Source organism: Stenotrophomonas sp. SMYL11, assembly GCF_036320005.1.
GTDB lineage: Bacteria > Pseudomonadota > Gammaproteobacteria > Xanthomonadales > Xanthomonadaceae > Stenotrophomonas > Stenotrophomonas maltophilia_A.
The window spans coordinates 60,240-77,577 of the sequence record NZ_JAWIRS010000012.1 but is presented as its reverse complement, the minus strand read 5'-3'; the positions used below and the strand labels follow the sequence as shown (position 1 = coordinate 77,577).

19 protein-coding genes, 1 pseudogene and 1 riboswitch are annotated in these 17,338 nt (G+C 65.3%); of the genes and pseudogenes, 13 read left to right on the top strand and 7 right to left on the bottom strand.

The window, feature by feature from the left end:
- The first annotated feature begins 6 nt into the window (after positions 1 to 6).
- From V3B46_RS16265 to pnuC, 5 genes are all read left to right on the top strand, one after another.
- Positions 7 to 1,998, top strand: coding sequence for a peptidoglycan-binding protein (locus V3B46_RS16265; protein ID WP_329892374.1), 1,992 nt, complete (start codon positions 7 to 9; stop codon positions 1,996 to 1,998).
- A gap of 247 nt (positions 1,999 to 2,245) precedes the next feature.
- The gene (locus V3B46_RS16260) at positions 2,246 to 2,653 is read left to right on the top strand and encodes a glycine zipper 2TM domain-containing protein (RefSeq protein ID WP_154261905.1); all 408 of its coding nucleotides are present in this window, start codon (positions 2,246 to 2,248) and stop codon (positions 2,651 to 2,653) included.
- 124 nt (positions 2,654 to 2,777) lie between these two features.
- Entirely contained in the window at positions 2,778 to 3,902 is a 1,125-nt protein-coding gene (locus V3B46_RS16255) for a phosphotransferase enzyme family protein (RefSeq protein ID WP_329892346.1), read from the top strand.
- Between the two features lie 43 nt (positions 3,903 to 3,945).
- Positions 3,946 to 4,041, top strand: a riboswitch (TPP riboswitch).
- A gap of 70 nt (positions 4,042 to 4,111) precedes the next feature.
- Entirely contained in the window at positions 4,112 to 6,301 is a 2,190-nt protein-coding gene (locus tag V3B46_RS16250; RefSeq protein ID WP_329892345.1) for a TonB-dependent siderophore receptor, read from the top strand.
- Between the two features lie 8 nt (positions 6,302 to 6,309).
- Positions 6,310 to 6,879 carry a nicotinamide riboside transporter PnuC gene (gene pnuC, locus V3B46_RS16245; RefSeq protein ID WP_154261902.1) on the top strand — a complete coding sequence of 190 codons (570 nt, stop codon included), beginning with the start codon at positions 6,310 to 6,312 and terminating at the stop codon, positions 6,877 to 6,879.
- 236 nt (positions 6,880 to 7,115) lie between these two features.
- Here the strand turns inward: pnuC and V3B46_RS16240 are convergent, their stop codons facing one another.
- The 3 genes from V3B46_RS16240 to V3B46_RS16230 form a co-directional block, all read right to left on the bottom strand.
- A complete protein-coding gene (locus V3B46_RS16240; protein ID WP_154261901.1) occupies positions 7,116 to 7,532 on the bottom strand; it encodes a hypothetical protein in 417 nt (138 codons plus the stop codon).
- 84 nt (positions 7,533 to 7,616) lie between these two features.
- A complete protein-coding gene (locus V3B46_RS16235) occupies positions 7,617 to 8,591 on the bottom strand; it encodes a Dyp-type peroxidase (protein ID WP_329892344.1) in 975 nt (324 codons plus the stop codon).
- 362 nt (positions 8,592 to 8,953) lie between these two features.
- A complete protein-coding gene (locus V3B46_RS16230; RefSeq protein ID WP_004153562.1) occupies positions 8,954 to 9,529 on the bottom strand; it encodes an OmpO family porin in 576 nt (191 codons plus the stop codon).
- A gap of 206 nt (positions 9,530 to 9,735) precedes the next feature.
- Between V3B46_RS16230 and V3B46_RS16225 the strand changes: the two genes are divergently transcribed.
- From V3B46_RS16225 to V3B46_RS16215, 3 genes are all read left to right on the top strand, one after another.
- Positions 9,736 to 10,686, top strand: a complete 951-nt coding sequence (locus V3B46_RS16225) for a DUF2268 domain-containing putative Zn-dependent protease (RefSeq protein ID WP_329892343.1) — start codon at positions 9,736 to 9,738, stop codon at positions 10,684 to 10,686.
- A gap of 212 nt (positions 10,687 to 10,898) precedes the next feature.
- The gene (locus V3B46_RS16220) at positions 10,899 to 11,171 is read left to right on the top strand and encodes a hypothetical protein (RefSeq protein ID WP_005420910.1); all 273 of its coding nucleotides are present in this window, start codon (positions 10,899 to 10,901) and stop codon (positions 11,169 to 11,171) included.
- 157 nt (positions 11,172 to 11,328) lie between these two features.
- Complete coding sequence (locus V3B46_RS16215; protein ID WP_329892373.1) at positions 11,329 to 12,021, top strand: hypothetical protein; 693 nt, start codon at positions 11,329 to 11,331, stop codon at positions 12,019 to 12,021.
- A 21-nt stretch (positions 12,022 to 12,042) separates the two neighbouring features.
- On the opposite strand, the pseudogene V3B46_RS16210 reads toward V3B46_RS16215, so the two are convergent.
- A pseudogene (locus V3B46_RS16210) lies at positions 12,043 to 12,270 on the bottom strand (arsenical resistance protein ArsH); the annotation flags it as partial.
- Between the two features lie 99 nt (positions 12,271 to 12,369).
- On the opposite strand from V3B46_RS16210, the gene V3B46_RS16205 reads away from it, so the two are divergent.
- From V3B46_RS16205 to V3B46_RS16190, 4 genes are all read left to right on the top strand, one after another.
- Positions 12,370 to 12,699: an ArsR/SmtB family transcription factor gene (locus tag V3B46_RS16205; protein ID WP_262228362.1), complete on the top strand. Its 330-nt coding sequence runs from the start codon at positions 12,370 to 12,372 to the stop codon at positions 12,697 to 12,699.
- 37 nt (positions 12,700 to 12,736) lie between these two features.
- Positions 12,737 to 13,240 (top strand): arsenate reductase ArsC, encoded by a 504-nt coding sequence (locus tag V3B46_RS16200; RefSeq protein ID WP_329892342.1) that lies wholly within the window; start codon positions 12,737 to 12,739, stop codon positions 13,238 to 13,240.
- 13 nt (positions 13,241 to 13,253) lie between these two features.
- Entirely contained in the window at positions 13,254 to 14,285 is a 1,032-nt protein-coding gene (gene arsB, locus V3B46_RS16195) for an ACR3 family arsenite efflux transporter (protein ID WP_329892341.1), read from the top strand.
- A 219-nt stretch (positions 14,286 to 14,504) separates the two neighbouring features.
- Positions 14,505 to 14,750, top strand: a complete 246-nt coding sequence (locus V3B46_RS16190) for a hypothetical protein (RefSeq protein ID WP_329892340.1) — start codon at positions 14,505 to 14,507, stop codon at positions 14,748 to 14,750.
- On the opposite strand, the gene V3B46_RS16185 is transcribed toward V3B46_RS16190, so the two are convergent.
- On the bottom strand, positions 14,744 to 15,190 hold the full coding sequence (locus tag V3B46_RS16185) for a hypothetical protein (protein ID WP_329892339.1): 447 nt from the start codon (positions 15,188 to 15,190) through the stop codon (positions 14,744 to 14,746). The two genes, V3B46_RS16190 and V3B46_RS16185, sit on opposite strands and share 7 nt — an antisense overlap.
- 677 nt (positions 15,191 to 15,867) lie before the next feature.
- Between V3B46_RS16185 and V3B46_RS16180 the strand changes: the two genes are divergently transcribed.
- Complete coding sequence (locus tag V3B46_RS16180) at positions 15,868 to 16,242, top strand: hypothetical protein (RefSeq protein WP_329892338.1); 375 nt, start codon at positions 15,868 to 15,870, stop codon at positions 16,240 to 16,242.
- 60 nt (positions 16,243 to 16,302) lie between these two features.
- On the opposite strand, the gene V3B46_RS16175 is transcribed toward V3B46_RS16180, so the two are convergent.
- Both V3B46_RS16175 and V3B46_RS16170 read right to left on the bottom strand, forming a co-directional pair.
- Positions 16,303 to 16,500 (bottom strand): hypothetical protein, encoded by a 198-nt coding sequence (locus tag V3B46_RS16175; RefSeq protein WP_329892337.1) that lies wholly within the window; start codon positions 16,498 to 16,500, stop codon positions 16,303 to 16,305.
- A 51-nt stretch (positions 16,501 to 16,551) separates the two neighbouring features.
- On the bottom strand, positions 16,552 to 17,058 hold the full coding sequence (locus tag V3B46_RS16170; RefSeq protein ID WP_329892372.1) for a sensor histidine kinase: 507 nt from the start codon (positions 17,056 to 17,058) through the stop codon (positions 16,552 to 16,554).
- Positions 17,059 to 17,338 lie beyond the last annotated feature (280 nt).

Sequence of the window (17,338 nt, the reverse complement as noted above, 5' to 3'; positions counted from 1 at the left end):
AACGTCATGGCACAGCATGACTACAGCAGAAAGGAAGTCCTGGACATCGTCGAGCAGGTCGCCAGGCAGAAGGGCATCCCTGTGGATGACTTCATGCGCTTCGCGCACATCGAGACCGGCGGCACCTTCAACGAGCGCGCCCACAACACCTCATCCGGCGCCAAGGGCCTGTTCCAGTTCGTGCCCGGCTCCGCGCGCCAGTACCACCTGACCGGCCACGAGTTCGACCCCACCCGCAACACCGAAGCGGCCGCACAGATGTACCAGGACAACCTGGACTCGATGGCGCGCCGCAACGAGCGCACCGGCAACCCGTACCTGTCCGGGGGCAACACGCCCACCGGCCTGGACCTGTACCTGGCCCACCAGCAGGGCAGCGCCGGCTACGGCTCGGTGCAGACTGCCATTGCCACCGGCACCTTCGGCGTGGTCCGCAACAGCCACGGCGACGAGATCAACATGCGCCGCAACGTGCTGAACCAGATCGGCTCCGACGCGAAGGCGCTGACCGGCCACACCCTGGCCGAGATGCGCGGGATGAACGACGGCGACCTGGCGCGGACGTTCTCCAGCTATTACATCCACAAGTACGCGGCGATCAGCATTCCGGAAAAGAACATCGAACCGCAGGCGGTAGCGCAGGGCCAGGGCCAGACCCCGGCAGCACCTGTACAGGCCAGCGCAGCCGTGGCGGCGGGTGCAGCCACGCTGGCGGCAACCGCAACGGCAGCTGCCACACCGAAGCCAGGCATCGAACTGCAGGCCGCCTACGAGGCCGGCGTGAAGTACGACGACGTCAAGTACGCCATCAACATTCCGGGCCACGCACTATACGTACCGGGCAAGACCGGCAAGAACGTGGAGCAGGGTTACATCGACTGTTCCGGCTGGGTCGGCACGCTGCAGAACCGGACCATGGACGAGATCAACCAGAAGGCCGGGCACGCGGTGTTCAGCAAGGCTGATCGCATCGACCTGGGCAACCTCGGTTCCGGTGGGATCGTGCGCAAGGCGTTCGACCAGTCCGGCGTGCTGCTGGACCGCGACGCGATCCTGAAGCCCGATGCGCTGAAGGAAGGCATGATCATCGGCCTGGATACGGCCAGGACCCGCCATGAGCACTGGAACGGCATCGACCACATCGTGATGGTGGTGCGCGACCCCAACACCGACAAGCTGCTGATCAGCCAGTCCACCGGCAGCAAGGGCGTGCACACCATGCCGGTCGAGGACTACCTCAAGCAGGTGAAGGACCACCCGAACTGGAAGCTGTACGCCTCCGATCCGCTGTCCAAGGCGCGCGACCTGCTGGAAAACCGCACCCAGTCGCACGAGCAGACCCAGGGCAAGCCTGCGGCCGAGCACAAGGCCGCTGCCACGCCGCACGCCGAACTGTACAAGCAGGGCGCGCACAGCGAGGGCGTGCGCAAGGTGCAGGAGCAGCTGGGCCACCTGGGCTACGTCGGCGCCGACGGCAAGCCGCTGGTCGAAGATGGCCGCTTCGGCCGCAACACCGACGCGGCGGTGCGCCAGCTGCAGAAGGACAACGGCCTGGTGGTCGACGGCATTGTCGGGGCGAAGACGCTGGAAGCGATCAAGGACGCCCGCGAGCGCCCGCTGCTGAACGACGAACGGCACCCGCGCAATCCGCTGTTCATCCAAGCCAGCAAGGGTCTGGAACTGCTGCCGACCGGGACCTTCAAGGACCGCCACGCGCTGGAAAGCGCTGCTGCGGCATTGACCAAGGAGGCGCATGCCGCCGGCCTGCAGCGCATCGACTCGGTGGTGCCCAGCCCGAACGGTGAGCGCCTGTTCGCCGTGCAGGGCACCATTGGCGACCCCGCCGCCAGCCGCGTGGCAGTAGAGACCCGTGCCGCCAGCGAGCAGAGCCTGGCGCTCAGCAGCGGTGCCGTGCAGGGCGCGCCGAACGTGCTGCATCAGCAGCAGGACGCCCAGCAGGAGCAGGCCCGGCAGGCCCAGAAGGCGATGGGCGTCTAAGCCCGCGGCGCCTTGGCAGAGAAGGGAGGGCTACGTCCGCGTGGCCTTTTCCCTTTCTGCCAGCTGAGCGGCCGAGGCCGCTTTCAGCCTTGCTTCATGCCGCCTGCCGCTAGATGAATGCGCAAGCCGCACGGTGGACCAGGCAATGTTCCGGCAATGTTGGAACGCCAGCGTGGACATCACGGCAGCCGGGGCGCCCCGCGCCCTCCCTGCCCAGCGTGGCATGCACCTCACAGGAGAACCGAACATGCTCAGTACTTCCGCACTCAGCTTCCGTGGTCTGGCGATGGCCCTGGCCCTGCTGGCCGGTGTCGCCGTGGTCAGCGATGCCAGCGCGATGTCGAGGAAGGACAAGCGCACGCTGGTCGGCGCCGTGGTCGGTGGCGTGGCCGGCAACCTGCTCTCCAACGGTGATCCGGCTGCCACCGTGGGCGGTGCCGTGGCCGGCGGCGCGATCGGCAACCTGACCACCTCCGACCGCCGCGACCGTCGTTACTACGACAATCGCCGTTACGACGACCGCTACGATCGCCGTTACGACCGTGGCTACTACCGCAGCGGCTACTACGACCGCGGTGACGACCGTCGCTGGCAGCGCCAGCGCTACTACGACAACCGCTACTACCACGACCGCGGCCGCCATCGCGGCTGGTAAGCGGCGCGGCATCCCCATGCCGATGCACGGACGGGCGGGTCGATGACCCGCCCGTTTGCGTTGGCCGCGTGCATGGCGTTGAATGCGCAGCCTTGGATGTGACTTTCCCCACTGGGGCTGCGGCATGACTTCTTCCTCCCACCGCGTGCAGGGCCTCAACAACGACGAGGTTGCTGCCGACTGGCCACCGATCAGCGCGGCGGACATTGCGTGGCTGCGCCGGCGCTACCCTCAGCTGGATGCAGACAGCCACCCGCACTGGCACAGCCCGCGGCCACTCTCGGCCGCTGCCATCGTCAATGGCAGGGACGGCGCGGTGTTCATCAAGCGCCACCACCACAGCGTGCGCAGCGCGGCCTGCCTGGAAGAAGAGCACCGCTTCATCGCCCATCTCGCCGCAGCGGGCGTTCCAGTGGTGCAGGTGCTGCCATCAGCTGATGGCCACAGCGCCGTCGAGCATGGTGAATGGACCTTCGAGCTGCATGCGGTTGGCGTCGGCGAGGATCTGTACCGCGATGCCGTGTCGTGGTCGCTGCTGACCGATGTCGCGCAGGCCCGCGAAGCCGGGCGCGCACTCGCACAGCTGCACCGTGCTGCGGCCAGCTACCACGCGGCGCAGCGCAGTACTCATGTGCTGGTCGCGCGCGACGATCTGATCCGCGCCGACGATCCGATCGCGGCCATCAAGGCGGGTCTGCACGAGCGCCCCGGGCTGGCCCGCTATCTCGCGCGCATTCCCTGGGAAGCACAGCTGCAGCGCGACGTGCTGCCGTGGCATGCCGGCCTGGCCGAGCGCCTGCGCGACGAACCGCGACTATGGGCGCACAACGATTGGCATGTCTCCAACCTGCTGTGGCGCGATGGACAGGTCAGCACCGTGCTGGACTTCGGCCTGGCCTCACCCACCAGCGCCCTGTTCGACCTCGCCACCGCGATCGAGCGCAATGCGGTGGCGTGGCTGGAACTGGAGCGCGGCATGGAGGCGGTGCGCATCGATATCGCGCTGGCCCTGCTCGACGGCTACCGCCAGGTGCTGCCGTTGTCGGCGGCACGCGTGCACCTGCTGGCCGACCTGCTGCCGATGGTCCATTTCGACTTCGCACTGTCCGAAGTGGAGTACTTCGAAGGCGTCACCGGCTCGACCGCGAACGCGGATGTGGCCTGGCAGCCCTTCATGCTGGGGCACCCGGCGTGGTTCCACAGCGCGCCGGGGCAGGCACTGCTGCAGGCGCTGCACGCGGCAGCCTGAAGGGCACCGGCTCGCAAATCCGTACCATTTGTAGTGAAATGGTCACCTGAAGCGGGGGTGCCTGGATCTGCCAGGCTGAGAGAGTCCCTTGGAACCTGATCCGGTTTGCACCGGCGTAGGGAGCTTTGAGCCGCAGTCACACCCTCGTCATGGGCCGATGCACCTGCGCGCCGTCGCTTCGTCTCCCTTGTTGTCCGAAGACGAACCGAATGAACCGCTGCCTGCGCCCCACCCTGCTCTCCCTCGCCCTCTGCGCCGCGCTGCCGCTGCACGCCAGCGAGGCCGAGGCGTCCCCCGATGCGGCTGCCACCGGCGCCGAGCGCTCGCCCACCGAACTGGCAGCAGTGCGCGTGCAGGCCGGCAAGCCCAAGGCCGATACCTCACGCGTGAACGCCTTCGGTGGTGGTTCCTGGAAGGACACGCCGGCGTCGGTGAACGTGCTCGAGCGCGACTACCTCGACCGCCGCCAGGTGCGTTCGCTGTCCGAGCTGGCCAGCAACGATGCCTCGCTGGGTGATGCGTATGCGCCGGTGGGTTACTACCAGAACATCGCCATCCGCGGCTTTGCGCTGGATGCCGCCACCGGCTACCGCTTCAACGGCCTGTCCATTGCCGGCGAACAGCGCCTGGCGCTGGAGAACGTGCAGTCGGTTGAGATCCTCAAGGGTGAAGCCGGCCTGGCCGCAGGCGTGATGGCGCCCGGCGGGATCATCAACTACATCGGCAAGCGCCCGGCCGAAGTGCGCACCGCCACACTCGGCACCGATTCGGAAGGCTCGCGCTACGTCGCCGTCGATGTCGGCCACTGGATCACCCCGCGTTTCGGCCTGCGCCTGAATGCCGCATGGGATTCCAGCAATTCCTACGTCGAGCACGCCGATGGCCGTCGCAACTTCTACTCGCTGGCGGCCGACTGGCTGATCGGCGAACGCGGCAAGCTGGAAGTGGATGCCAACTACCAGACCAGCTCGCAGCGTTCGGTGTCGGGCTACCAGCTGCTGGGCGCGCGCGAACTGCCGCACGGCGTGGATCGCGAATTTCTGCTCGGCTACCAGCCGTGGCAGCGCCCGGTGGATATCGCCAGTACCAACATCACCGCCCTGCACACCTACGACTTCAACGAGGCCTGGCAGTCGCGCGTCTCGGTCGGCCACAGCCGCTCGGTGATCGATGACAACGTCGCCTTCGCCTACGGCTGCTACTACGCCACGCAATGCGCCGATGGCAGCGTGCCGGGCAACTACTTCGCGCCCAATGGCGACTACGACGTCTACGACTACCGCAGCCCGGACGACACCCGCCGCAACCAGCAGGCCCGTGCCGAGCTGCGTGGCCGCTTCGAGACCGGCAGCGTCGGCCATGAGCTGACCATCGGTGCCGACTACTTCCGCCGCACCGTGGACAAGCGCCCGAGCGTCAACGAGTACGTCGGCACCAGCAACATCCACGACGCGCAGGTGCCGGTGTTCGCGCCGTCGCCGAAGATGCCCGGGCCGTCCGCTCGACGCCTGGACAGCCGCCAGACCGCGTTCTTCGCGCTGGACCGGATGAGCTTCGGTGATGACTGGCAGTGGCTGGCCGGCGGCCGCTTCGTGCGCCTGGACGAGCGTGCCTACGACAAGCGTGGTACCCCGCAGCGGCACAGCCGCCTGTCGCGCTTCCTGCCGCAGGCCGCGGTGGTGTGGAAGGCTACCGACCAGCTCAACGCCTATGCCAGCTACGTGCGCGGCATCTCGCTGGGCCAGGAAGCGCCGTTCTGGACCAGCAACGCCGATACCTTCCTGCCGTCGGTGCAGTCGCGGCAGCTGGAAGTGGGCGTGAAGTACGTGCCGGTGGAGGCGCTGACGCTGGGCGCGGCGGTGTTCCGCATTTCGCAGCCGTACCAGTACGCCAAGCCCGACAACAGCGAGGTCGGCTACACCTTCGTTGAGGAAGGCACGCAGACCCACACCGGCCTGGAGCTGACCGCCAACGGCCAGCTGACCGATGCGCTGCAGATCGTGGCCAGCGCCAGCGTGCTGCAGGCGCGCGCGCGCGACACCGGCACACCGGCCTATGAAGGCCATCAGCTGGTGAACGTGCCGAAGGTGCGCGCCAGCGTGCACGTGGCTTATGCGCTGCCGTTCGTGCAGGGCCTGGATGTAACCGGTGGCTGGCGCTATGCCGGTGCCAACGTTGCCCGCGCCGACGGTGGCGTGCGCGCACCGGACTACTCGGTGTTCGACGCTGGCCTGCGTTTCCAGCATCGCCTGCACGAGCGCGCGGTGACCTGGAACCTGTCGGTGGACAACGTGTTCAACCGCTTCTACTGGCGCGATACCGGCAGCAGCGGCGGTGACTACTACCTGTTCCCCGGCGCACCGCGACAGGCTCGCCTGTCGGTGACGTTCGCGCTGTGAGCGGCGTCATGCTCGAGTGGACCGCCGCGCTGTGCAGCATCCTCGGCGTCTGGCTGATGGCCAAGCGCCGGCTGGTGGCGTGGCCGGTCGGCCTGCTGTCGGTGACGCTGTATGGCCTGGTGTTCGCCGAGGCCAAGCTGTACTCGGACACCCTGCTGCAGGTCGCCTTCGGTGGCTTCCTGGTCTACGGCTGGCTCAACTGGCGGCAGCACGCCGCCGACGAGGGCAGCGTCCGCATCGTGCCACTGGCACGCGGCAAGCTGCTGCGCGACCTGGCCATCGGCCTGTGCGGCGGCGTGGCGCTGGGTGCGGCCATGCACACCTTCACCGATGCCGCGCTGCCGTGGCTGGATGCGATGCTGACCGCGATGAGCCTGGTCGGCCAGTGGTGGCAGGCACGCCGCCACGTGGCCTGCTGGTGGGTGTGGATCGCGGTGGACGTGGTCTACGTGGGTGCCTACCTGTTCAAGTCGCTGCACGTGACCGCCGCGCTGTACGTGTTCTTCCTCGGCCTGGCCGTGTTCGGCCTGCGCGCGTGGAGCGCGGCAGCCCGTGAACCACAGGTGGCAACGCAGTAGCGCCACGCCACGCGTGGCTTGGGGCTACCGGTAGTCGCCAACCTTGGTTGGCGCACGCCTGCCGGCCAGGGTCGGCATCTACCCAACACATCCACGCATGGCGTGGATCTACTGCACCCGCAAGATCAGTAGAGCCACGCCATGCGTGGCTGGGGTTTACCGGTAGTCGCCAACCTTGGTTGGCGCGCCTGCCGACCAGGGTCGTATCTACCGGGCGCATCCACGCATGGCGTGATCTACTGGGTAAGCAGCAGGCCCAGCCGCAGCGGCTGGCGCATGTCGGCCGGTGGCGCGGCCTGCAGGGGCGCACTCTGCAGGGTCGCGCGGAGATCGGCGTCGACCTGGGCATCACCCAGGCTGTCGAATTCCAGTTTCGAGATGCGGCCGTCCGCCGCGATCCATACGCTCACCGGCAGCGGCGTCGGCGCATCCGGATGTGCCTGCAGCCATTCCAGCACGCGCTGCGCCTGCGGGTCCTGTTCCTGCTGCAGGCGCTGCTGCAGCTGGCTGCCCACGGCGGCGGCATAGGCCATCCAGTGTGCAGGGGCTTCCTGCGCGGACACCCCGGCGCTCCCCAATGCCAGCGCACCGAACAATGCGGCCAGCGGCCGCCACCAGCGGCGTGCGCCGGTTGTGTTCCTTGCCATCGCCATCGCCCGCCCCTGCGCTTTCATCCAACGGCTGATGGTCGGCGCGGTAGATGACAGGCAGATGGCGGTCGGCACTGCCCCGTGCGATCAATCGCCCAGGTCGGCCAGCACCTTGCGCGAGGGCGCGAAGAAGGTCACGCCGGTGGTGGCGGTGGAGAAATCGAGGATGCGATCATGCAGCGGCGCTGGATTGCCGATGAACATGCGCTCGAGCATCTTCTCGATCACCCACAGGCGGCGCGTGTAGCCGATGAAGTAGGTGCCGTACTCGCCACGGCCCGGGTTGGCGAACGGCATGTTGTCGCGCAGGATCTCGTGCTCGCCGTCGGCATCCTCGATGGTGCACAGCGTCTTGTGCGATTTCTGCGCATCGGCCGGCGCATCGTCCAGCTCGATGTTGTCGTGCTTGGTGCGGCCGATGATCGCTTCCTGTGCCTCGGTCTTCTGCGCACGCCAGGCATCGAGGTTGTGCAGGTACTTCTGCACCACCACGTAGCTGCCACCGGCATGCGCCGGGTCTTCATCGCCCACGATGGTGGCTTCCGGCAGCGACAGCCCTTCCGGGTTGGCGGTGCCATCCACGAAGTCGAGCAGGTCGCGGCCATCGAAATAGCGGAAGCCGGCCACGTCATCGACCGTCTCCACCGCATCGCCAAAGGCCATCAGCAGGTTGCGCTCGAACGCCACGATCAGGTCCATGGTGCGGGCGCGGATGTGGTACAGCAGGTCGCCGGGCGTGGACACGGCAGTGTGGGTCGCACCCTTGATTTCGCGGAACGGCTGCAGCTCACGCGGCGGCGTGGTGCCCACCAGCGGGTGCCACACGCGGTGGCCAATGGCCACGTTGCAGGTGAAGGTGCGCTCGATCTCGCGGATGGCGGTGTTCTTGATCAGGTCATCGGTGCTGGCCAGTACCTCGCGCGCCTTTGCGATCGACGCCTCATCGTCCTTCACCTTCAGCACCAGGAACGCCGCCGAATGGGTCAGTGGCGCGGTGATCTGCTGCGGCTCGTTGTCGAGCGTGTGATTGAGGGCGGTGATCGGTGCGGGCTGGGAGTTCACGGCGGTTCCTGCTGGCTTGAGGCGGGCGCATCGCGTGTGGCGATGTGCGGGCGATCATAGCGGAACCGCCTGATCGGGGACGGAGCGGTTCTCGTTCCGATGCCGGCGCTGCAGCACTATTCCTGCGTCAGCACGGCTTGCAGGACCGGCGCCGTGCCATCGAAGCCAAGCGTGCAGCAGCGGTATGGGATGCCGCAGCACGGCGCCAGTCAGCCCGCAAAAAAGTGAAGCCCGGCGCGAGGCCGGGCTTCGGTTGGCGTGTGGGAGAAAGTGAAGCCCGGCGCGAGGCCGGGCTTCGGTTGGCGTGTGGGAGAGAGAGAGAGTCACACGCCAGCACAACACGCACTAACGACAGGCGTTTGTTACCAGGTGAAGCGCGGGCCCACGAACCACTCGCGGTCGCCGGCCTTGGCCAGCTTCACTTCGCCGCTCAGGCCCCAGTTCTGGTTGAACTTGGCGGTGGCGCCGACACGGCCGTAGAACTCGCCGTCCGGGTTGTAGCCGTGCTTCTTGCTGAAATCTTCGTAGCCGGCCATGACGTAGCCTTCCACGTACGGGTTGAACGCGGTGCGCACGCCCACTTCGGTGGAGTAGCCATTGAAGTCCAGGCCGCGCTTCTCGTCGTACTTCTGGTACGCAACACGGGCCACCAGGTCGGTGTTCGGTGCGATGCCGTAGTTGTAGCCGACACCCAGGCGCCACTGGTCGACGTCATTCTTGAACTTGTCGGTCTCCTGCGCGCTGTAGTCGCCGAAGATGTGGAAGTTCGGGTGCACCGCAACGGAACCCTTCACCTTCCAGCCATCGGCGTCGCCGCCCTTGGCATCGGTGTTCACGTAGCCGCCTTCAACGTAGTTGTACGACAGGCCATCGGTTGCCGATGCAGCGAACGGCAGAGCAGCCAGAAGACCCAGGGCGAGCAGCGAATTCTTGTTCATCGGGACACACCTTTAATTATTTTGGTTTCGTCGACCGCCTGCCGGGAGGGGGGGAGAGAGGAGACGGTCGACAGGTGTGAATTATCCGTTAGGGGGTCTAATCGACCCTGAATATTGAACTGACTGGTGTATAAATAAGGCTGGCGTTCAGGGAACTCCGCATGGCATTGCTGTCGGCTTCTTACGCGCATCACGCTCGACGCTTGATGCGGGCACTGATCCTGGTCGCCTCGGCGCTCGCGCTGCTGCAGGCACAGGCGGCTGAGCGCATCGTTCCTGCCGGGCACATCGTCGTACAGACAGACGATGTCACGCGCTTCTTCAAGGTGCTGGACGCCAATCATGGGCGCCCAAGCGCGGATGAACTGCAACACGGTTATCTGGATGCGGGTACGGATGCCCTGCGCAGCTTCACCGACAGCCGTATCGGCTCGATGGAGCGGCTGGCCCGGGCCATCCAGGACAAGCCGGCACTGTTTGCGAAAGCGAGAACCTGCGCGACCGCATTGCCATCGATCCGCACGCGCGTCGCCGCTGCCGTCGATCAACTGGGCGCCCTGTTGCCGTCTGCGCGCTTTCCTCCGGTCACCGTACTGGTGGGCCGCGGCAACAGTGGTGGCGTGACCACCGAAGCAGGCGTGGTCATCGGCCTGGAAGCGCTGTGCAACGCCGACTGGATGCAGGCCGATGTGAGTGACCGCTTCGTGCATCTGATCGCCCATGAGTATGTGCACGTGCAACAGCCTGGTGCACGCGTGGAGGTCGAGCAGCCCACCCTGCTCTATCAGACGCTGCTGGAAGGCGGCGCCGAGTACGTGACCGAGCGGATCTCCGGGCAACCGGCCAACGCGCATCTGCAGCGTTGGACGCAGGGTCGTGAGTGTGCGCTGGAGCGCGCGTTCCTGCAGGACAGCATGGGCACCGATCTTTCGAGGTGGCTGTACAACGGCCCCGGCGACGATGCGCGCCGTGGAGATCTCGGCTACTGGATCGGCTACCGCATTGCCCATGCCTATGTTGCGCGCGCGCCCGACACGCACAACGCCATCGCCGAACTGCTGGATGTCCAGCCTGGGAACGCTGCAGCGCTGCTGGAAGCAAGTGGATGGCAACCTGCGTGCGGAGCAGGCGAAAGCACGCAGACGCACATGCCGTGATGCCGGCTTCATACAGGTGAATGGGTGATGTTTAACAGGCACAAGGCGATACGCCGGTGCAGATCAGATCGCTTGATCCCGCTTGTTAAGGTTTGTTGATTCATAGGCCTTCACAGCCCATCCACGTACTCAAATTCCAGCTGAAAGCGTTTGGTAGCGCCGGGAACAAACGCCGCTATATTCCAGCTTCCCCAGACGAAGGAGGGAGTGCAATGAACCTGAACCCGCAACACATGAAGACGGCCCGCGCACTTGCTGTAGCGCTCATCGCCACCGTAAGCCTCGGGGCTTGCGCCACCTACAAGGACGAGTTCGCAACCATCAACTCGCGCCTCGATCAGCTCGACGTCAAGGTGCAGGGTGCTGCCCAGAGTGCCGAGTCCGCCAACCAGTCGGCACAGCAGGCCAACCAGCGTCTGGACCAGATCGAAGGCCGCGTACAGCAGCTCGAAAGGGCACCGGTCGGCCGCAAGCCGCGCGGCTGATCGCTCCCTCACTGTTTGAATTGATCCACCTCTGTATCGGGAACCAGTGGCCTTCGCCGGCCACTGGCGTCCTTCCACCCAAGATTGCATTGCAAGGAGCCGTCCCATTCGTACCTCCTCCTCCCCTGCACGTCGTGCCCTCCCTGCTGCGTTGATGTTGGCACTGGCCGTAGCGTGCAGCGGCGCAGCCAACGCCAAGGGCAAGGACAAGGAAGCGCCTGAACAGCGGAGTGCCGCCGTTGATGAACTTCCGCCCGACCAGAGCGTGTCCGAAACAGTGATCGAACTGGCCGGCTGGGTGGTCGCCAGCAAGGACAACCAGGGTTATCCATTTGCGATCATGGACAAGGCGGCTGCGCAGGTACTGGTCTTCGGTGGAGACGGCAAGCTGCGCGGTGCAGCACCGGCGCTGTTCGGTTCGGCCATCGGTGATCACTCCGCACCCGGCGTCGCCAAGCTCGCGCTGAGTGCGATTCCAGGCCATGACCGCACCACCCCGGCGGGCCGTTTCATTGGTGGCTACGGCCCCTCAGACGATGCCGGTCGCGTGCTGTGGGTGGACTACGATTCCGCGGTTTCGATGCACCCGCTGCCGCCGGGCACGCCGAAAGAGAAGCGCGCCGAACGTCTGGCATCACCTTCGCCGGACGACAACCGCGTTACGCACGGCTGCATCAACGTCACGCCTGCGTTCTACGAGCAGATCGTGCAATCCACGTTCGAGAAGGGCGGTGTGTTCTACATCCTTCCGGACAAGGATTCGATCGCGAAGACGTTCCCGGATTTCGCGCAGAGCCGGGGCGATGCAAAGGACGAAGAAGAGAAGGGCGCGCGGCGCGCGAGCAAATAGAGCGCGTTTGCGTAACGGAACTCAGGAAGCGGCGGCGCCGGCTGCCCGAGCGAGTGCGGCCGCAACCGCATCGCCCTTCCGCTCGATGTAACGGTCCACCAGGTAGTCCGCCCTGCCACGCGTCAGCAGCGTGAACTTCACCAGCTCCTCCATCACGTCCACCACGCGGTCGTAGCACGGCGAGGGCTTCATTCGTCCGTCGTCATCGAATTCCTGCCAGGCCTTGGCCACCGACGACTGGTTGGGGATAGGCGCGCTGGTGATGATCGGGCTGAGGCAATGACGATTCCACCAGGTTTGGCAGGTCAGGGCTTGTGACTGGCTCATTCATTCGATTATTCTAGAAATATGGAAACATCGAATGCAATCGCTGCGCTGACCGCCTTGGGCCACGGCACCCGACTGGCCGCCTTCCGCCTGCTGGTGGAGGCCGGCCTGGCAGGCCGCATGGCCGGCGACATCTCAACTGCCCTGCAGGTACCGCCGGCCACACTCAGCTTCCACCTGAAGGAGCTGGTGCAGGCCGGCCTGGTGGAGAGCGAAAGCCAAGGTCGCCATGTCTGCTACCGCGCCAACTTCGATGCGATGAACGGCTTGATCGAGTACCTGACGCACAACTGCTGCGCGGGCTCGCCGACCGAGCAATGCGTGCCCACTGCGCCTGCATGCAAGTGCTGAACCTGCACAGATCCCCTCCCCTCAAGGCAGTTGCTCCATGACGCGCAATGTCCTGTTCCTCTGTACCGGCAACAGCGCCCGCAGCGTGCTTGCCGAAGCCACCCTGCGCGCGTGGGGCGGCGATCGCTTCACCGCCTTCAGTGCCGGCAGCCAGCCCACCGGCCAGGTCAATCCATTCGCGCTCGCCCAGTTGCAGGCCGAAGGAATGCCCATTGAAGGGCTGCGCAGCAAGTCGTGGGACGAGTTCGTGGATGCAGCCCCGATGGATCTGGTGATTACCGTGTGTGACTCCGCTGCTGCCGAAGCCTGCCCTGTAGTGTTCGGTGACTTCATCCGCTGTCACTGGGGTCTGCCCGATCCGGCCGCCGTAGCGGGCAGCGATGCCGACAAGGCCGCAGCCTTCGCGCTGGCTCATGCCATCGTGAAAACCCGCCTGCGCGCGCTGCTCGCACTGCCCGAACCGGTGTGGTCCGAACGCAAAACGCTGCAGCACGTGCTGGACCGGATCGGCCAGCTGCTGCCGACCGACGGCGCGCAGTGACGGTGCCACGGCCATGAGCCTGTTCGAGCGGCACCTGACGCTGTGGGTTGTGCTGTGCATTGCGATGGGCACGCTGCTGGGCCACGTCCTGCCCAATGCCTTCGCGGTGCTGGCCGCCGCCGAAGTGGCCAAGGTCAACCTGCCGGTTGCCACGCTGATCTGGTTGATGATCATCCCGATGCTGCTGAAGGTCGACTTCAGTGCGATGCGCCAGCTGCAGCAGCACTGGAAGGGCATCGGCGTAACGCTGTTCATCAACTGGGCGGTCAAGCCGTTCTCAATGGCGCTGCTGGGCTGGCTGTTCCTGCGCCATGCCTTCGCCGACTGGTTGCCGTCGGAGCAGATCGACAGCTACATCGCCGGGCTGATCCTGCTGGCAGCGGCGCCCTGTACCGCCATGGTGTTCGTCTGGAGCAACCTGTGCCGTGGCGATGCCAACTTCACCCTGAGCCAGGTGGCGTTGAACGACGCAATCATGGTGGTTGCCTACGCGCCGGTGGTGGCACTGCTGCTGGGCCTGTCGGCGATCACCGTGCCGTGGGATACGCTGCTGCTGTCGGTGGGCCTCTACATCGTGGTGCCAGTGCTGGTGGCTGCACTGCTGCGGCACTGGATCCTGATGCGTAGCGGCGAGGCGGCGTTGCAGCGGGTGCTTCGCAAGCTGGGGCCCGTCTCGTTGTGCGCGCTGCTGCTCACACTGGTGCTGCTGTTCGGGTTCCAGGGCCGGCAGATCGTTGAACAACCATTGGTGATCGCGCTGATTGCGGTACCGATCCTGATCCAGGTCTATTTCACTTCCGGCCTGGCCTACCTGCTCAATCGTCGTTTGGGCGTGGCGCATTGCGTGGCCGGTCCTTCGGCGTTGATTGGTGCCAGCAACTTCTTCGAACTGGCGGTGGCGACAGCGGTGGGACTGTTCGGTGTGCATTCGGGGGCGGCGCTGGCGACGGTGGTGGGTGTGCTGATCGAGGTGCCGGTGATGCTGTCCGTGGTGCGGATCGTGAACCGTACTCAAGGCTGGTACGAGAGACGCGAAGAGCGCTGACATACCGGAGTGCGTCGAAGTCGATCTACGCTCTTCACTCCGCGCTGTCGTCATCGGCTTGGTGTAGTACCCGTACGCCACGTCATCAACTTCGACCCATGATGCAAAGAACGAAGACGAGAAAAGTGCGCGGCGCGCGAGCAAGTAGCGGCGCCGGCGTACACTCCACGCCGGTGGTACCCGCTTCGGGGGACAGCTTGGTTCAGGTGTCAGATCTGCATGTCCGTCTTCGAATTCAGCGCGCGATGGAAAGAAGAGCTGGTCTGCACAGGCCCGCATGGCTCGTTCGTGCTTGAGCTGGCAATGGGCAGGTTGACGGCCTACCTGCCTTCCGAAGAAGCATTCCGAAACAACGCCCCCTCGTGGGCGGCCGATCTCTGGCCTCAGCTCAGAGACGAGCTTGAACTGTGGTGCGTGATCCATCAGGCAGCGTTGGTCGTGGATCCCACGGCCCGGGTCTACTGACTGAAGTCGGTCGCTCGGGCAATCCGGAACATCACTGCCGTCTCCTTGGCATAGGCAGTGGCGCCGGGCATGCGGACTTTTCTCAGATAGTTTCTTAGATCTGGGCCCTCGCCACGGTGCAACCAGTACTCGATCAGATGACCAATGGGCATGTGCAGGTTTGCGGGCTCATTGACAATATTGTCTGGCCCTCCTTCCGCTTCCATGTATGCAGTGAGTTTCTGCGCAATGTATCTGATGGTCTGAACACGTTCCGCTTCAATAAGGCCCAGCAGCGCTTCAGGTGTCACCTCGGCGTACCCCATCCATTCTTCATGCAAGCGGACAATGACGGCCCTGATGGGTGCGTCTTGGTTGAAAGGGTGCCCGATCAGATGCGATTCCAGTTCACATAGGTAGTCGCAATAGGCAGCAGAGACCAACAAATCTCTCAGATTCATGGTGCGCAGCCATGGAAAGGAAGAGCCGTTTATAGCGAACAGGCTCTGACCCTTAAAGTGCGAATTGCGACACCATTGCAATGGAAGAGTATTCCACCGCTGTCCTCCAGTAGGCACAACACCGTCTGCGCCTGCTCCGAAAGCAGGCAGCCCTTCTGCTGAAGCGCAGTGTTTTGGACGATCAGGGTTGTTCGATAGTCCAACATGGCGATCTTGCTGCCTCCAACCTGCCTTGTCGTCATCGGCCCGGTGACGTAGCAGAGCGCAACACTCTCAACTTCGACCCATGTCGCATATTCCCCATGCCGCTACGGCCGTTGCGGCGCCTGCGTCTGCGACGGCTTAACAGCATGCAAGAATGCCGAAAGCGTCTTCGATCGAACGCTGTTTGCAACTTGTCTGATTGGCGTTGCGCAGCGACGGCGGTACAGATGACGTGCCACCGGAAAAGGGTGGCCGGGCATCGAAAACCCGTGGCAATGCGTACGTTGTTTGCGCCTGCCCGTCGGCGTCACCCAGTGTGGCGCCGGCGGGCAATTCGTCTGCCGGTCATGGTGGGCGGAGCGTGGAGGCCTTGTGCCTGCCGGCCTTGTACGCACTGTCCCGGTTTTCGAGCCACGTCTCCGCCCGCCACCTTTGCGTGGCGGCTGCCGTCTGTCCTGCACGGAGCCTTTGCCATGAGCACACCCGAATCCTCCCGCCTGCGCGCGCAGTATGTGCCCGCCAACGCGGACGCGCCCTCGGAAGCACCGCACCCGCACGATCCGCACTGTTTCATCGCCACGCTCGACCGCATCGGCCAGGGCGCGGCCGCCGACGGCCAGCCCTGGCCCGAACGTCATCAGATGCCGGGCCGCCGCATGGCGCTGGCCGACGCGGACTGCGCGTTGGCCGGGCTGCGCGTGGCGCTGGAAATGCTGCTGGCCGCCGAGCGCGTGCGCCAGAACGGTCCCGACGAGGAGTACGTGGGCGACCGCGTGATGGAGGGCTTGATGATGGCCAGCCTGTCGCTGACCGCGCAGGTCAGCGCACGCATGCGGCCGGAAGGGTGACGCAGGGAACATCGCCTGCTGTTCCGCCGGGCATGGCCCGGCGCTACCGCCGGCACCACATTACTCGCAGAGCGCGCTGTCTTCCTTCAACGCGGCATCCTGCAGTGGCTGGCGCTGTTCGCTCTGCGCACGTTGTTCCGCGGTCGGCTCGCCCGGCAGCATCGGCAGCCCGCCGGGCCCGCAGAGTCCGCTCAATGGGCATTGGCGCAGCGACGGGCTCTCCCTGCAGATGGATTCGTCCGCCGCCGTGTACTTCATCAAGGGGTATCCGAAGCACCAAGGGACGGCCATGCGCGCCGGGCGGAAACCTCAACGTCGACTGGCCGGATCGTGGCGGGGTAGCCGGATGCTGGCAACCACCCCAGCCGCATCCTGTCGCTGTGCCAACTGCAGATCGCCACCATTGGCTTCGACGATCGCTCGCGACAGCACCAGGCCGATCCCCGCGCCGCCGGGTTTGGTACTAAAGAACGGCACGAAGATGTTGCCGCTGGCCGGTAGTCCAGGCCCGTCGTCGAGCACCTGGATCACAGCGCTATTGCCGTCCAGGATCCACCGCAACTCCACCTGCCCATGCGGGCTTGCCTCCACCGCATTCTTGACGAGATTAATCAGCACCTGCTCCAGCTGATCACGGTCCACCCATACTGTTGCCGCTTCACCCAACGACAGTACAAGTGCAGGGGCCTCCAGCAGCGCCACCACCGCTTTGCACAATGCAGTCAGGTCAGTTGCGCACGGCCGCGGATCCGGCAGTGCAGCGAGCCGGGCGTAGCCACCCACGAAGCGCTGCAAAGCGCGGCTGCGCGCCTCAATGACTTCCAGCCCGCGCAACACATCAGGATCGGGCGGCGAGGCATCCTCAGCTTGGCGACCCAGCAACAGTTGCAGCGTTTCGGCCATCGACGCGATCGGCGACATGGAGTTGTTGATCTCGTGCCCAAGTACCCGCAGCAACCGGCGGAATGCTTGAGCCTCTTCCTGCCGCAGTACTCGCTCCACCGGCTGGAGAATCAGCAATCGGCCAGGAGTGTCACCGCTCCAGATCACCTTTGTATTCACCTGCCAACGACCGGATCCAGCCGGCAACGCCAGT